Below are 15,034 nucleotides of genomic sequence, written 5' to 3' on the forward strand. Positions count from 1 at the left end.
CTACGAGCGGTCGGCCCCTCGACAAACGACCCCATGCAACATGGTTGGGTGTGGCCGCCGGCAGCCTGCTCGCTGGACGGGCAAGGTCATCGGCGTTAACCTCCAAGCAGCTTGATGCGCGGCGAGTCCCCTGAGGAGATGCAGCCATGACCTTGCAAGGCGATGCCCTGAAAGACGCGATCGGCCGGACGCGTGACAAATGGGGGTGGTTCGTGGCGCTCGGCGTGCTTTTGCTGATCTTCGGCGGCATCGCCTTCGGCAATCTGATGATCGCCACTGTCGCCTCGGTCTATGTCGTAGGATGGCTGATGCTGTTGGGCGGCGCGATCGAGATCATCCATGCCTTCGGCGTCAAGACCTGGGGCCGTTTCTTCTACTGGCTGCTCAGCGGCCTGCTCTATGCCGTTGCCGGCTTCTTCGCCTTCTACAATCCGTTGCTGGCCTCGGCGGTGCTGACCTTGCTGCTGGCTATAGCGCTGGTGGCCTCCGGCGTGCTCAGGGCCTGGATCGGCTACAACCACCGGCCGGAGAAAGGCTGGGGCTGGCTGGTCGCGGCCGGCGTCATTAGCGCGCTGGCGGGTCTGGTCATCGCCATGGGCTGGCCGGTCAACAGCCTGTGGGTGCTCGGGCTGTTCCTGGCTATCGACCTGATCTTCCAGGGCTGGGGCTTTATTGCGATCGGACTGGCGTTGAAGAGATAGTCAGTCCAGATGCAGCAGCGTCATCGAAATGACGGCCAACACGATCCCCAGATATTGCATCGAAGACAATTGCTCCTTGAAGACGAAGGTACCAACAAGTGCGGCGCCGACCACCACGATGGTGTTGACCAGCGCACCCGTCACCGCCAGGTTCAGCCGCGTGTTGATGAAAGCAAAGGTCGAATAGGACAACGGCGCCAGCAGCATGACGTATGCCAGACTGCGTCCGTTGCCGGTCTTGCCCCAATGCGCGCTCAGCCCATCGCACAGGATGAACATCCCCGAGCACAGCAGCACCACACTCCACACGGCGGTGTCGATTTTCATCCTGGAGCATTGGGCGTGTTGGCGGCGGCCTTCAATGAACCACTTCACAATCGGTTGCATCTCTCGGCGATTTTCGACCGCTGGTCTTGAAAGCCGTCAAAAAGCGATTGAGCGGTCCAGCTCCGAAAGCGGCCTGACGCCGGCAAGCAGCGCCCTCGCCTCGGCCTCGTCGCGCTTCATCTGCGCGACCAGCGCGTCGAGCCCGTCGAACTTCACCTCGGTGCGCAGGAAGCCGAAGAACGACACCTCGCAGGTCTCGCCATAGAGATCGCCGGAGAAATCGAAGACGAAGGTTTCCAGCAGCGGCGCACCATTGTCGTCGACGGTCGGCCGGCGCCCGAAGCTGGCGACGCCGTCATGCAGCGTGCCGTCGGCGCGGCGGAAGCGGACGGCATAAATGCCTTCTTTCAGAGTGGCTTCCGGCGAAAGCCTCATATTGGCTGTCGGGAAGCCCAGCGTCCGGCCAAGCCGCTGGCCACGGATCACTTCACTCTCGACGGTGAAGCGATAGCCGAGCAGGCCTGCTGCCTCGGCGACAGCGCCCTCGCACAAAAGAGCGCGGATGCGGCTCGACGACACCACCACTGCGCCCTCGTCGCGAAACGCATCGACCAGCGTAACGCCGAAGCCATGGCGTTCGCCGGCAGCCATCAGGAAGGCGGGGCCGCCCTGGCGGTCCTTGCCGAAGTGGAAGTCAAAGCCGGTGACGGCATGGGTTATGCCGAGATTTTCTGCCAGAACGCCGGTTACGAAGGCCTCGGCCGACAGCGAAGCAAACTCGCGCGTGAACGGCTGTTCGACCAGTGCGGCGAAGCCCAGATGCGACAGGAGCCGCGCCTTCATCGGCGGCGGCGTCAGCACGAACAGCGGGATATCGGGCCTGAACACCTTTCGCGGATGCGGCTCGAAGCTCAGCACCAGAGGCGGTGCGCCGCGCCGCCGCGCTTCGGCAAGCGCGCGGTCAAGCACCGCCTGATGGCCGCGATGGACGCCGTCGAAATTGCCGATCGCCACCACGCCGCCACGCAAATGAGCCGGCAGCGGCGATGTTGCGGAAACGCGTTCGAAGGCTTCGGTCATCTTGAGGCTTCCGTCATCGGGGCGACCCTACTCCCCTACTGCAGTCTCGGAATGACCGCGACCGGCCGATAGCCATGCTTTTCGAGAAAGGCCGCGAGCCTGGCGGGATCTGGCTGCAGCGGATCGCCATAGTCGCGCGCATGGATGCCGCCGGAGACATAGAGCACGTCGAAACCGTTGTCGGCCGCGCCCTTTATGTCGGTCATCATGCCGTCGCCAATGGCCAGCACCTGGGAGCGCTCGACGGGATGGCCGAGCAGGTGGGCGACCTCGCGCATCGCGACGTCATAGACCGGCGCGTAGGGTTTGCCGGCGATCAGCGTGCGTCCGCCGAGCTGGGCATAGTCGCGGGCCAGCGCGCCGGCACACCAGATCATGCGCTCGCCGCGCTCGACCATGATGTCGGGATTGGCGCAGATGAAAGGCAGGTTCCTGGCCCGCAGCCGTCGCAGCAGCTCGGCGTAGTCCTCGGGCTTCTCCACCTCGTCGTCGAACAGGCCGGTGCAGACCACGCCGGAGGCCTCGAACTCCTCGACAAGATCGACGTCGAGGCCCTCATAGAGGGTGAAATCGCGGTCGGCGCCGATATGGAAGATCTTTCTGGGACCTTCGGCGATCAGGTCGCGGGTGACGTCGCCGGAGGTGACGACGCGATCGTAGGCGGTCTGCGGGACACCTATCGCGTTCATCTGCGCCACCACGTCGGCGCTGCGGCGCGGCGAATTGGTGATCAGCACGACCGGCAGCTTCGCCGCGCGCGCCGCGGCCAGCGCCGCGGCCGCAGCCGGGAAATGCCATTCGCCATTGTGCACCACGCCCCAGACGTCGCAGAGGATGGCCGCATAGGCCGCCGACAAATCCGCGAGCGAACCGATGATGTCGGGCGAATCCGCCATGCCGTTTTCCCAGTCGTTCTTTGCGAAGGCCGCCGCCGACGGTCCGCCGCAGCCGTTCCCGCATTAGCCGAAGCGCTCCGTCCTGTCATCAGCTTTCGCCATCGGCGGTGGGGCTGGCGGTCAGGGGCGCGGCATCACCGCCTCGAAGGATCCGGCACCACAGGGTTAACGCGCAGTCAAAAAGGCGGCGCGACCTTGATGCTTTCGAGCAACGTGAAATTTAACGATCTGTGACCATGGTCGTAGATTGACTGCGACTATGGTCGCATATTAGCGGGGGCTAAAGACAATGTTCCGCAAGTTTGTGCGCGACAGGCGCGGCAATTATGCCTTGATGACCGTTATCACCATGGTCCCGCTGATGGGCGGGGTGGCGCTCGCCGTCGACTATGCGGAACTGGTGCGGCAGCGGCAGGAGACGATGAACGCGCTTGACGCGGCCGGTATTGCCACGGCCCGGCAGATCGTCTCCGGCGCGACCGATGATGCCGTCAAGGCCTACGCCAAGGACTTCTTCGAAGCCAATCTGAACCACGTCAAGCCCGCCAATACGACGCTGACCGTCACGCTGCCCAGCACCAACACCGGCGGCGGCACGCTCGTCCTTCAGGCTGCCCTGAAGTATCATCCATACTTCCTGCCTGCGGCCGCGATGCTGATCGGCAAAGCTTCGAGCAACACCAAGGTCAACATTACCGCAAGGTCGGAAGTTCGACTCAAAAACACGCTAGAGGTTGCGTTGGTGCTCGACAATTCCGGCTCGATGAGCACGCTTGGGTCCGGCACCGGGCAGAAACGCATAGATCTGCTAAAGGCGGCCTCCAAGCAACTGATCGATTCGCTTGCACTGCAGGCCCAGCAGATGAAGCAGGTCACGAAACCGGTGCAGTTCTCTGTGGTGCCATTTTCAGCCTCGGTCAATGTCGGCCCGACGCATGATGGGGATAACTGGATGGACCAGGAAGGCATCTCGCCGATCCAGCACGAAGATTTCGACTGGACGAAGATGACCTCCAGCAACGATTCGAACAAGTATGCCGAAAAAAGCAATGGCGTCTGGTACAAGCGCGGGGATGGCTGGGGGGACGGCAAGGACGAGCCTCTGACCCGTTTCAGCCTCTACGCCGACATGACCGTCGAGTCTGGCCGCGAGGAGGTGCCCAACTCCCAGCAGTACATATGCGATGTTTACAACAAGAAAAACAAATGTACCGAGGGCCATTGGACCGATCCGCAGTACATCTACACGACCAGCCGCTATGCCAGTTGGCAAGGCTGCGTGGAAGCGAGGCCGTATCCTTACAATGATGACGATACGACGCCGGACACCGGCAATCCGGCAACTTTGTTCGTGCCGATGTTCGCGCCGGACGAGGCCGGGACTCTCTGGCGCGATTTCAATCGCGACGGCACCAACGATGTCAGCAGCGTGTCTTACGGCTACAGCAACAATTGGTGGGCCGACTGGCCTTACGACCCAGCCAACCCGACGGCCAGGCAGCGGCAGTCGGACATGCGAAAATATTTCCTGATCAAGCCTTATGGTTCTGCCTCTGCTTCGTCGGGCGACGGTCCGAACGCGGCTTGCACGACCAATCCGATCACGCCGCTGAAGGACGTCACCGTAGCCGCCGAGAAAAAGCAACTTGATGACGCTATCGACGCCATGGCGCCGACCGGCAATACCAACGTCCCGGAAGGCCTTGCCTGGGGCTGGCGAACCGTTTCGAGCAACGAGCCCTTTACGGAAGGCCGGCCAAACACCGAAAAAGGTAATGACAAGGTGGTGATCGTGCTGACTGACGGCGCCAACACATACAGCGCCATCAGCGACAGTCTTTATGCCAACAACGAGTCGACCTATGCCGCTTACGGCTTCACCGGGCTAACATATCCCGGATCGGGAAGCGTGACGCGCTTGTTCATGAACACCAGCACCGACGTTGGGAAGACCACGTATACGGATGCCAACTATACGGCAGCCCTGGACGAGCAGATGCAGACGCTTTGCGCCAATGCGAAGGCCTCGAACATTCTCGTCATGACCGTCTCGCTCGACCTCGTCGAATCAAAGGCGAGCGAAAAAAAGGCGATTACGGCGCTCAAGGCCTGTGCATCAGACTCGCGGTTCCGCAAAGACCCGACCGATACCACCAAGCCGGCCAAGCTGTATTGGAATGCGACAGGAGCCACCTTGTCTCAGAGCTTCAAGGAAATCGCCGACGAACTGTCGAACCTGCGCATCGTCAGCTGATCGGCTGGCCATCAAAGCAAGGGCCCCTTACATAAAATGCGTGAATTCTGGCGTGAACTCTGGCGTGACTTCTGCCGCGACCGGCGCGGCAACTATGCCCTCATGACCGTGCTCGCCATGGTGCCTCTGATGGGCGGCGTGGCGTTGGCTGTCGACTTCGCGGGAATGGCCAACGAGAAGCAGAGGGTGGTGAACGCGCTCGACGCCGCCAATTTCGCCACCGCCCGCCGCCTGGCCGAAGGCGCCACCGACGATCAGTTGAGGGCCTATGCGCTGGACTTCTTCAGGGCCAATCTCGGCAGTGTCGATCCAGCCAACACGACGCTCGACGTCGGGCTGCCCAGCAGCACGACCGGCGGCGGCCTGGTGAAGCTCTGCGCGGCGCTGGTGTACAAACCCTATTTCCTGCCGGCGGCGGCGATGCTGATCGGCAAGACCTCTACCGATGTCGACTACTCCGTCTGCTCGGAGGTCCGGCTAAAGAATACGCTGGAAGTCGCCATGGTGCTCGACAATTCCGGCTCGATGAGCACGGCCGGCACCGGTTCGGGGCAAAAGCGCATCGACCTGCTCAAGCAGGCCGCCAAGCAGCTCGTCGACACGCTGGCCTTGCAGGCGGCGGCGATCAAGCAGATCGACAAGCCGGTCCAGTTCAGTCTCGTGCCCTTCGCCGCCTCGGTCAATGTCGGGCCGGACAACGACAATGCCTCGTGGATCGACGCCTATGGGCTGTCGCCGGTCCACAACGAGAATTTCGACTGGTCGACGCTCAATGCCGCGGACAAATATGCCCAGAAGATCAGCGGTATCTGGTACAAGAAGGGCGCCAATTGGGGCGAGGAAGAAGGTCAGATGCTGACCCGGTTCTCGCTCTATCGCGACATGAAGGTTGTGACCAGCCACGAGCGCATCGTCGGCAGCAAGCGCGTCGTCTGTGACGAGTACCGGTCCAACCATACCTGCAAGCGCAGCCACGATGAATACGACTACAACGACACTTATGGCCCGTTCGCCAGCTGGCAGGGCTGCGTCGAAGTCAGGCCCTACCCTCACAATGTCAACGACGAGCCGGCCTCCGGCGGCCCCAACAACACCGGCACCGGCGTCGGCGATCCGGCCACCATGTTCGTGCCGATGTTCGCTCCGGACGAGCCGGGTAACCATTGGTACCTGACGCAGGATCCGGATGAGGCGAAGCCTGTTACCTATGGCGCGGCCAACAGCTGGTGGAACGACGACCCGACAAGCACCACCGGCAAGACGCGGCAATCCAACATGGCCAAGTATTTCCAGCCGCGGCCGATCGATGCGCCGGTACTGTCGAAGGGCGCCGGTCCCAACTACAGTTGCACCACGACGCCGATCACGCCGCTGACCGACGTCACCAAGCCGGAAGGGCTGACCGCGATCAAGGCGGCGATCGACCTGATGGCGCCCAACGGCAACACCAACGTGCCGGAGGGCATGGCCTGGGGTTGGCGCACCGTGTCGAGCACCGAACCCTTCACCGAAGGGCGGCCGGAGACGGAGCGCGGCAACGACAAGGTCGTCATCGTGCTCACCGACGGTGAGAACACCTATTCGACGGTAAGCAGCGACCCGGCCGGCAACAAGTCGACCTATGCCGCCTATGGCTATACCGGCCTCGCCTATTACGGCACGGCGGTGACCCGGCTGTTCGGCGGCACGTCGAGCGACGTTGGCCAGTTCAACTACACTTCGAGCAATTACACCAAAGCGCTCAACGAGCAGATGGCGACGCTGTGCAACAACGCCAAGGCGGCCAACATCATGGTGATGACTGTCGCGCTCGACATGTCGTCGACGGACGCCGGCGACGTCAAGGCGATGGAAGCGCTGAAGACGTGCTCGTCCGACTCGCGCTTCCGCAAGGACCCGACAGACGCCAGCAAGCCGGCCAAGCTGTTCTGGAATGCGACCGGCGCCACGCTGTCGGACAATTTCAAGGAAATCGCCAACGAGCTGTCGAACCTGCGCGTGGTCAGTTAGAGGCGGCTCCGCCGCTTTCGCCAATTGTCAGCGCTGGCGCAACCACTCCCTCTCATCATGCCCTTGCGGTTGTTGAAGGCACATGGTGAGTGTTCCCGCCACCACCCGGAGACTCCCTGATGCCCGACGCCGCCAACCATCTTGCCTTTGCGCTGGTCTGCCTCGGCATGGTGCTGACGCCCGGGCCGAATATGATCTACCTGATCTCGCGCTCGCTCTCGCAAGGACCGAAGGCCGGGCTGATCTCGCTTGGCGGCGTGGCTCTCGGCTTCCTGTTCTATGTGCTGCCCGCCGCCTTCGGCATCACCGCGCTGTTGCTTGCCGTGCCCTTCGCCTATGACGCGCTGCGCCTTGCCGGCGCGCTCTATCTGCTGTGGCTTGCCTGGCAGGCGGTGAGGCCCGGCGGGCGCTCGCCGTTCCAGGTGCGCGAACTGCCGAAGGACAGGCCGCGCAAGCTGTTCGCCATGGGGCTGATGACCAATCTCCTCAACCCGAAAGTGGCGGTGCTTTACCTGTCGTTGCTGCCGCAGTTCATCAATCCCGGCAAGGGCCATGTGCTGTCGCAGTTGCTGGTGCTCGGCGTCACGCAGATTTCGATCAGCCTCACCGTCAACGCCATCATCGCGGTGACGGCCGGCTCTATCGCCACCTTCCTCGCCGGACGGCCGCTATGGCTGGTCGTCCAACGCTGGATGATGGGCACGGTGCTGACGGCGCTGGCGCTCAGGATGGCGACAGACGCACAACGCTGAGATCGGAAACCGCCAAGCGACGATCGGATGGTTCCGCTGCTCAAAGAGCGGCAGCGCGCTGTTCGGGTCTTGTCGCTTGACCGTGCTGGCAAGGCCTTTTTTGGTCAACCATTGAGCGGCATTTTAGCATTCAGCATTTTAGTGTTTTCTTAAATGGCCCGTAGATTCCCCTAGCGTACCACATAAGGCAGGCAAGCTTGGGCAGGGGGCAATGTTCACGTTCAGAGGCTTCTGGTTATCGGAGCGCGGCAACTTTGCCATAGCGACCGCGATAGCGATGCTGCCGGTCATGATTGGCGTGGCCGGCGCCATCGATCTCGTGGGCACGAGCGACGACGCCGCGCAGTTGCAGAACTCGCTGGACGCGGCTGGGCTTGCCGTCGGCACGAAGTACTCTCCCGACATGACGGCTGGCGAAGTCCAGGAGCTAGGCCTGACATTCTTCGCGGCCAACCTGCGCGACGTCGACCAGGAGAAATATTCGGGCAGCGTCTCGGCCTTTTCAGCAACCGCCAGCGGGGGCTCGGGCGCTTATTACATCTCGCTTTCGTCCAGCATCAGCCGCCCAGGCTTCATCAGCGGCTCGGACTCCTGGCAGGCGCACCGCTCGGCCTCGGTCAAGATAGAGCCCGGCGCGCAGGCCTGCGTGCTGGCGCTCGATCCGCATGCATCCGCCGCCGTGAACCTGCAGGGCTCGACCAATGTCTCGATGAGCAGCTGCGTGATCGCGTCAAACTCGGATGCGTCCGATTCCGTCAACAGAGGCGGTTCCGCGCTGGTTTCTGCGGGCTGCGTCTCGACCGTCGGCGGCACTTCCGGGCTTTCGCTGCCCAACGCCAGTCTCACCTGCGAAACGCCGCTCGAAGATCAATATGCGTCCATCGATCCTCTGGCCGACGTCGTCCCTCCCCCCTACACATTGTGCCTGCCCGTCCCGAACGGCAAAACCTACACGCTGTCGCCCGGCACCTATTGCGACAAGACATTGTCGGGAAACATCACGCTGGACCCGGGCGCCTACATCCTGCGCGGCACCACCATAAAGCCGGGGGGCAACGGCAGCCTGACCGGCCAGGGCGTGACCCTGTTCCTCATGGAGGACGCGCAGATCTACATAAACGCCAATGAGAAGGTGAACCTTTCCCCGCCGACCAGCGGCCCCTATGCCGGCATCACCATTTTTCAGGACCACGGGAACACCTCCGCCCTGACGCTGAATGGCACCGCAAATTCCATAATCAGCGGATTCGTCTATGCGCCCGACGCGCCCATTTCCTATGCCGGAAACTCCGACATGAGCGGCCAGGGCGACTGTCTGAGGCTTGTCGGCAAGACCGTGCAGATGACGGGAAACTCCTCCGTCAGAACGGACTGCGCGGCCCTGCTCGGAAATCGCGAGATGTATGCCGGCCGCCTCATCACGCTCGCGAAATGAGCGAGTATTTAGCGCCGCGCGGGTAGCGATTTTCAACGCGCTGCCCGGACGCGACCTTACATACAGGCGGTTGTCGGAGGGGCGGCGCCAGGTGCTGGCGCCACCCCGCCTACGGTTCTAGGCGGCGAAGCGCTCGATGACCTCGGCCAGGGGAACGTGCCCGAGGCAGGCGCCCGAGCCGACAGGCCTTTCGCCATCCTCGACACCTAGCGCGTATCGCACGGCCGGATCGGCCTCGATGCGGCGGCGCAAAGCGGCGAGCTTTGGATAGGCGGCACCGTCGATCGCCTCATGGTACTCGGCCCAGCGCGCCACGCCGATCAGCGTGGTGTCGGCCAGCGTCAACCGGTCGCCGACCAGAAAGTCGGTATCGGTGATCATGGCCTCTAGCCGGTCGTGGCGCTCGGCCACCGCCTTGCGGCCGAAATCGCGCAAGGTCGCCTGCAGCACCGGATCGGGCGACGCCATTTCCAGCGCCACCCAGAGCGGGCTGAATGCGGCGGTGAAGCCGGTGTTCACGAAAGCCGTGAGCTGGTGCATGCGGTCGGCTTCCGGCGTGCGCGGCTCGAAGCTGATGCGGCGCTCACTGTCGCGGGCTTCAAGCCATGCGGCAATGGCCATTGTCTCGGTGAGCACGTTGCCTTCGTCGGTGATCAGGACCGGCGTTTCCTGCCGGCCGTTGATGCCGGCATAGGCATCGTTTTTCATCTCGGCCAGCATGTCGACGCGACACAGCCGGTAGGGTTGCCCGACGCGTTCAAACGCAGCGACGAGCCCCATCGAACTTCCCGCCGGGAAGCCGTAAAGGAGGATAGGTTCCATTGTTGCTTCTTCCATCATTTAGGGGATTTCGCTGCGCAGCGAAACTTGACCCTAAACGCTGGCCGCCCCATGTAAATTACGCACTATTCTGTAACCAGCCGCCACAGGCCCCCCATGAAAGACGTCGTCTCGCGCTGCCCGATCGAAGAGACCATGCGCGTGCTCAGCGGTCGCTGGCCGACCTTGCTGCTCTACTATCTGAAGGACGGGACCAAACGCTTCAGCGACTTGAGGCGCGACAATCCGACCGTGTCGCACCGCATGCTGGCGCTGGAGCTGCGCAAGCTGGAGGACGCCGGCATCGTGCGGCGGACAGCGCATCCGGGCTATCCGCTGCGCGTCGACTACGACCTTACGGAGCCTGGCCGCAGGCTCGTGCCGCTGATCGATGCGCTCGGCTCGTGGTGGGTGTATACGGAAGACGACCGGACCGGCCGTTCTCCAATCTCGGAAACAAATCTCGATACAGCTGCCTAGAGCGGTTCACCGTTTCACGGAAACGCAGAACCGCTCTATCTCTTTGTTTTGACGCAATTCCGGACGGAAAACCGTTTCACACTTTTCCTGGAATTGCTCTAGAACCGAGATTTTCGCCGCCCTGCCCGGCAAAAGCCATGATCGCGCTTATCTCAGGCGGACATGACCATTGCGAACATCGACAATCACCAAGCCCAATCGAAACTGAGCAGGCGCCTGCTGCTAAAGGGAGCCAGCCTGGCCGCGTTGGTCGGCCTCGCGGCCTGCAGCACCGTTTCGCAGCCGACCGGCGAAGGCGCCGGCGTCTCCTCATCCGCCACCGGCACGCTGGCCGGCATTCGGGCTTCGGCCGGGCTCGGTCCGCTGGTTCCCGATGGACAGCTCGAACAGGCGGCGCTGCAGCAGGCAGGCTATATGGCCGGGGCGCGCCGCATGAGCCATACAACCGGCTGGGGCAAAACCTTTTCCTCGCGCGTCAGGGGCAACGGCATTGCCGGTGCGGCCGCCGAAAACATCGCCGAAGGCCGCTTCGACCAGGCGAAACTGTTCGACATCTGGGTGCATTCGCCCGGCCATCGCCGCAACATGCTCGACCCGCGCTTCACCCGCTTCGGCCTTGCCTATGTGCGCGACGGCCGCGACTCCAGCCTGCGCTACTGGAGCCTGGTGCTGGGCAAGTAACGACCTTCGGGCGAAGGCGCTCTGCACTGCTGCCACATGAGGGGTCAGTCCATATGCGCGGCGGGTGCGCCGCCTGCGGCCGGACCATCCTTTGGCTTGCGCAGCAGGAAGACGAACGGGACGGCAAGCAGCGTCATCATCATCAGCAGTTTGAAGTCGTTGATGTAGGAGATCATCATCGCCTGGATATTGACCAGCCCGTCGACTTCCGAAAGTGCCGTTGGGTCGCCGCCCGCCGCGGCAGGCGAGACCGCCCACAGATTGGGATTGAACGGGTTGATGAAGGCCGAGAGCTCGCTGTGGTTGACCTGGATGTTGCGCACCAGGAGAACCGTCACGACCGACACGCCGATCGACGAGCCGAGATTGCGCACCAGGCTGAACAGCGCCGTGGCATCGGTGCGGTAGCGTGGGTCGAGCGTCGCGAAAGCCACGGTCGACAGCGGCACGAACACCATTCCCATTCCCAGGCCCTGGATGATGCCGGAGCTGAGGATCAGCCAGTTGTCCATCTGCGGCGTGAAACTCGCCATGGTGTGGAGCGACTGCGCGGTCAAAAGGAAGCCGATGACAACGAGGATGCGGGCATCGACCCTGTGCATGATGCGGCCGACCAAAAGCATCGAAATCATCGTGCCGATACCGCGGGGACCTATGACGACACCGATGGTCATGGTCGGATAGCCGAAGATGGTCGACAGCATTGGCGGCAGCAGCGACATGCTCGCCAGGATGAGCACGCCCATGACGAAGATGAACGCCAGCCCGGTCACGAAATTGCGGTCGAGGAAGATCTTGGGGTCGATGAACGGGTGCTCCGCCGTCACCGTGTGAATGATGAACACCCAGAAGCCGGTCAGCGAAAGGCCGAGCTCGATCCAGATCTCGACCGAGGAAAACCAGTCGACCTCGCCGCCGCGATCGAGCATTAGCTGCAGCGCGCCGACGCCGAGCGAGATCATGGCGAAACCGAAGAAATCGAAGCTGCGTATCCGCCGGGCAACGGCAGGCAAATAGGCAGCCATGCCGAGGAAGGCGGCGATGCCGACCGGCAGGTTGATGAAGAAGACCCAGCGCCAGTTGAAATTCTCGGTCAGCCAGCCGCCGAGCGTCGGGCCGAGGATCGGCCCCAGCATGATGCCGGCGCCCCAGATGGCCATCGCCTGGCCGTGGCGTTCCTTCGGGTTGATGTCGAGCAGGAAGGTCTGCGACAGCGGCACGATCGCGGCGCCGAACACGCCTTGCATCAGCCGGAAGAACACCATCGTCTCCAGGCTCCACGCCAGACCGCACAGCATGGAGAAGATGGTGAAGCCGACCACCGCCGTCAGGAACAGTTCCTTGCGGCCGAGCCGGTCGGCCAGCCAGCCGGTGACCGGCGTCATGATCGCGGCGGCCACGATGTAGGACGTCAGCACCCAGTTGATGTTGTCCGGCGAGGCGCCGAGATCGCCGGTCATGGTCGGCAGCGCAACGTTGGCAATCGTGGTGTCGAGCGCCTGCATGACCGTCGCCAGCATGAGCGCAACCGTGATCAGGCCGCGGCGCGGCACTTCCTTGAAGGGTTCTGGGGTGCTCATGATGCGGAACTTCCAGTCGGTAACAAAAACGTGTAGACAAGGGTTTCCGGGCGGCGAGGCCGTCCCGTGTGGAGAGACCCTCATCGCGGTGGGACGCGACCATCGATGTGGGGGTTACATCGACCAGAGCGTCTCGAATTTCGCGGGCGCCAGCCGCCCGGAACCCTGTGGAACGTCGGGTCCGAAGTCGAATGTCGAGGCTGGGCGGCAGTGCCGTCGCAATCCTCGCCCTTCGCCCCGCCGGCCTGTCTCCTGTCCTTGGTTTGTCAGACGCAGCTTCCGCCGCCTCGCACGAAATCCGTTTACTGCGCCTCGCCAGCCGTGGCGTGGCCGAAGATCTTCGGCAGCCCGCGCGCCACACCGGTGTCGACGGTGGCGGTCACGCTCATGCCGGTGCGCAGCGCCATCTTGGCGTCGGGGTCAGTCAGTTCCAGGCGCACCGGGATGCGCTGGGTGACCTTGACCCAGTTGCCGGTGGCGTTCTGGGCGGGCAGCAGCGAGAACTCCGCGCCGGTGCCGGCGCCGATCGCCTTGACGGTCGCCGCGAAGGTCTTGCCCGGATAGGTGTCGACCATGATCTCGGCCTTCTGTCCCGGCTTCATGTTGGTAAGCTGGGTTTCCTTGAAATTGGCGTCGATCCAGGTGTCGCCGGTCTCGACCAGCGAGAACAGCGGCGTGCCGGAGCCGACATACTGGCCGACCTTGAACGAGGAGGCCTGGCTGATGACGCCATCGGCTGGTGCCTTGACCGTGGTCTGCGCCAGATCGTAGGCGGCCTTGTCGCGCGCGGCGAGCGCCGCCATCACGGACGGGTGCTTGTCGGTCTCGATCTCGGGATTGCCGCCAAGGGCCGCCTTGGCGCTTATGATGCCCTGTTCGGCGACCGCCAGCTGCTGCTTGGCCTTGTCGAGATCGTTCTTGGCCTGATCGAGCGACGACTTGGCGTTGATGCCCTTCTGGGCGAGGTCGGCGGCGCGGTCATATTGCGACTGCGCGAAATCGACCTCGCTGCTGTCGGACTTCTCCTGCGCCATCGACTGGCTATAGGCGGCACGCAACTGCTCGACATTGAGGCGCGCGCCGGCCACCGCCGCGTCAGCCTGGGCGAGCGCGATCCGATAGGGCTCGGGATCGATGGCAAACAGCACATCGCCCTGCCTGACGAGCTGGTTGTCGGCTATGTCGACCGTCACGATACGGCCCGCCGTGTCGGAGGCGATCGACACCTTGGCCTGCTCCAGATTGGCGTTCTCGGTCTCCTGGTAGCGGCCGCCGGTCACCCAGACATAGCTGCCGCCAACGATCAGCGCCGCGGGCAGCGCGATCATCAACAGGGAGCGGCCGAGGCGCCGCTTCTTCTTCGGCGCGACCGGCGCCGGCTGCTGCGGAGGCGCGACCGCCACGGGCGCCGTCGCTTCCATTTCCAGCTTGGTGATCTTTTCGTCTATTTTGGCTACCGCGTTCATGCTGCTGCGCCTTCCGTATTCCTGACTTTTTCCAGGGACGACGCCTCGCCGTCCGCAAGATTCTGCACGATGGTGTCCAGCGCCCTGATCAGAACACGGCGATCTTCCGGCGAAACGCCGACCAGCGATTCCTCGTAGACCTCGCCGGCCAGGCTCTTGACGTGGTTATAGGCCTCGCTTGCCTTGGTGGTCGGGAAGATCATGCGCACGCGGCGGTCGGTCGCGTCGGAACGGCGCTCGATCCAGCCGCCCTCCTCCATGCGATCGACCAGGCGCGATACGCTGATCGGCTCGATTTCGAGAAGCTCGGCGAGCCGTGCCTGCGCGACGCCCTCTTCCTTGGCGACGCGGACCAGAAGCCGCCATTGCGCCGAGGACAGGCCGAAGCCGCTGGCGCGCGCCTCGAAGCGCTTGCGCATCAGGCGCTGCACGTCGTGGATCAAAAATCCCAATCTGTCGATGCCGTCGGAAACCATGAGCGGCATATATAATAAGCGTGCTTACTATTCAACGTGGGCAGCCATGCAAATACGGTCACGACGCCGTGATCGGG

At 63.1% G+C, this 15,034-nt stretch carries 14 protein-coding genes; 7 read left to right on the plus strand and 7 right to left on the minus strand.

Translation table 11 applies throughout. The features are described from left to right. The first annotated feature begins 146 nt into the window (after nucleotides 1-146). Entirely contained in the window at nucleotides 147-701 is a 555-nt protein-coding gene (locus tag DH08_RS12390) for an HdeD family acid-resistance protein (RefSeq protein WP_192179577.1), read from the plus strand. Here DH08_RS12390 and DH08_RS12395 read toward each other — a convergent pair whose 3' ends face one another. The 3 genes from DH08_RS12395 to DH08_RS12405 form a co-directional block, all read right to left on the minus strand. Then, nucleotides 702-1,028, minus strand: coding sequence for a hypothetical protein (locus tag DH08_RS12395; RefSeq protein WP_192179578.1), 327 nt, complete (start codon nucleotides 1,026-1,028; stop codon nucleotides 702-704). 96 nt (nucleotides 1,029-1,124) lie between these two features. Next, the gene (locus tag DH08_RS12400) at nucleotides 1,125-2,108 is read right to left on the minus strand and encodes a bifunctional riboflavin kinase/FAD synthetase (RefSeq protein WP_192179579.1); all 984 of its coding nucleotides are present in this window, start codon (nucleotides 2,106-2,108) and stop codon (nucleotides 1,125-1,127) included. A gap of 35 nt (nucleotides 2,109-2,143) precedes the next feature. Continuing rightward, nucleotides 2,144-3,004 (minus strand): TIGR01459 family HAD-type hydrolase, encoded by an 861-nt coding sequence (locus tag DH08_RS12405; RefSeq protein ID WP_192179580.1) that lies wholly within the window; start codon nucleotides 3,002-3,004, stop codon nucleotides 2,144-2,146. 289 nt (nucleotides 3,005-3,293) lie between these two features. On the opposite strand from DH08_RS12405, the gene DH08_RS12410 reads away from it, so the two are divergent. The 4 genes from DH08_RS12410 (at nucleotide 3,294) to DH08_RS12425 (ending at nucleotide 9,455) form a co-directional block, all read left to right on the plus strand. Next, entirely contained in the window at nucleotides 3,294-5,258 is a 1,965-nt protein-coding gene (locus DH08_RS12410) for a TadE/TadG family type IV pilus assembly protein (protein WP_192179581.1), read from the plus strand. Between the two features lie 36 nt (nucleotides 5,259-5,294). Further along, complete coding sequence (locus tag DH08_RS12415) at nucleotides 5,295-7,268, plus strand: TadE/TadG family type IV pilus assembly protein (RefSeq protein WP_192179582.1); 1,974 nt, start codon at nucleotides 5,295-5,297, stop codon at nucleotides 7,266-7,268. 119 nt (nucleotides 7,269-7,387) lie between these two features. Further along, nucleotides 7,388-8,020, plus strand: a complete 633-nt coding sequence (locus tag DH08_RS12420; RefSeq protein ID WP_192179583.1) for a LysE family translocator — start codon at nucleotides 7,388-7,390, stop codon at nucleotides 8,018-8,020. Between the two features lie 211 nt (nucleotides 8,021-8,231). Then, nucleotides 8,232-9,455 carry a TadE/TadG family type IV pilus assembly protein gene (locus DH08_RS12425; protein WP_192179584.1) on the plus strand — a complete coding sequence of 408 codons (1,224 nt, stop codon included), beginning with the start codon at nucleotides 8,232-8,234 and terminating at the stop codon, nucleotides 9,453-9,455. A 117-nt stretch (nucleotides 9,456-9,572) separates the two neighbouring features. On the opposite strand, the gene DH08_RS12430 is transcribed toward DH08_RS12425, so the two are convergent. Beyond that, complete coding sequence (locus DH08_RS12430) at nucleotides 9,573-10,277, minus strand: glutathione S-transferase family protein (RefSeq protein ID WP_192179585.1); 705 nt, start codon at nucleotides 10,275-10,277, stop codon at nucleotides 9,573-9,575. A gap of 114 nt (nucleotides 10,278-10,391) precedes the next feature. Here DH08_RS12430 and DH08_RS12435 point away from each other — a divergent pair, with 114 nt between their 5' ends. Further along, on the plus strand, nucleotides 10,392-10,754 hold the full coding sequence (locus tag DH08_RS12435) for a winged helix-turn-helix transcriptional regulator (protein ID WP_192179586.1): 363 nt from the start codon (nucleotides 10,392-10,394) through the stop codon (nucleotides 10,752-10,754). A gap of 162 nt (nucleotides 10,755-10,916) precedes the next feature. Further along, the gene (locus tag DH08_RS12440; RefSeq protein WP_192179587.1) at nucleotides 10,917-11,435 is read left to right on the plus strand and encodes a CAP domain-containing protein; all 519 of its coding nucleotides are present in this window, start codon (nucleotides 10,917-10,919) and stop codon (nucleotides 11,433-11,435) included. A gap of 44 nt (nucleotides 11,436-11,479) precedes the next feature. On the opposite strand, the gene DH08_RS12445 is transcribed toward DH08_RS12440, so the two are convergent. The 3 genes from DH08_RS12445 to DH08_RS12455 form a co-directional block, all read right to left on the minus strand. Further along, entirely contained in the window at nucleotides 11,480-13,015 is a 1,536-nt protein-coding gene (locus DH08_RS12445) for a DHA2 family efflux MFS transporter permease subunit (RefSeq protein WP_192179588.1), read from the minus strand. Nucleotides 13,016-13,317: 302 nt separating this feature from the next. After that, nucleotides 13,318-14,481: an HlyD family secretion protein gene (locus DH08_RS12450; RefSeq protein WP_192179589.1), complete on the minus strand. Its 1,164-nt coding sequence runs from the start codon at nucleotides 14,479-14,481 to the stop codon at nucleotides 13,318-13,320. Beyond that, nucleotides 14,478-14,957 (minus strand): MarR family winged helix-turn-helix transcriptional regulator, encoded by a 480-nt coding sequence (locus DH08_RS12455; RefSeq protein ID WP_192179632.1) that lies wholly within the window; start codon nucleotides 14,955-14,957, stop codon nucleotides 14,478-14,480. The genes DH08_RS12450 and DH08_RS12455 overlap by 4 nt, the downstream gene beginning before the upstream one ends. Nucleotides 14,958-15,034: the final 77 nt, after the last annotated feature.

It is taken from the genome of Mesorhizobium amorphae (assembly GCF_014843845.1).
GTDB lineage: Bacteria > Pseudomonadota > Alphaproteobacteria > Rhizobiales > Rhizobiaceae > Mesorhizobium > Mesorhizobium amorphae_A.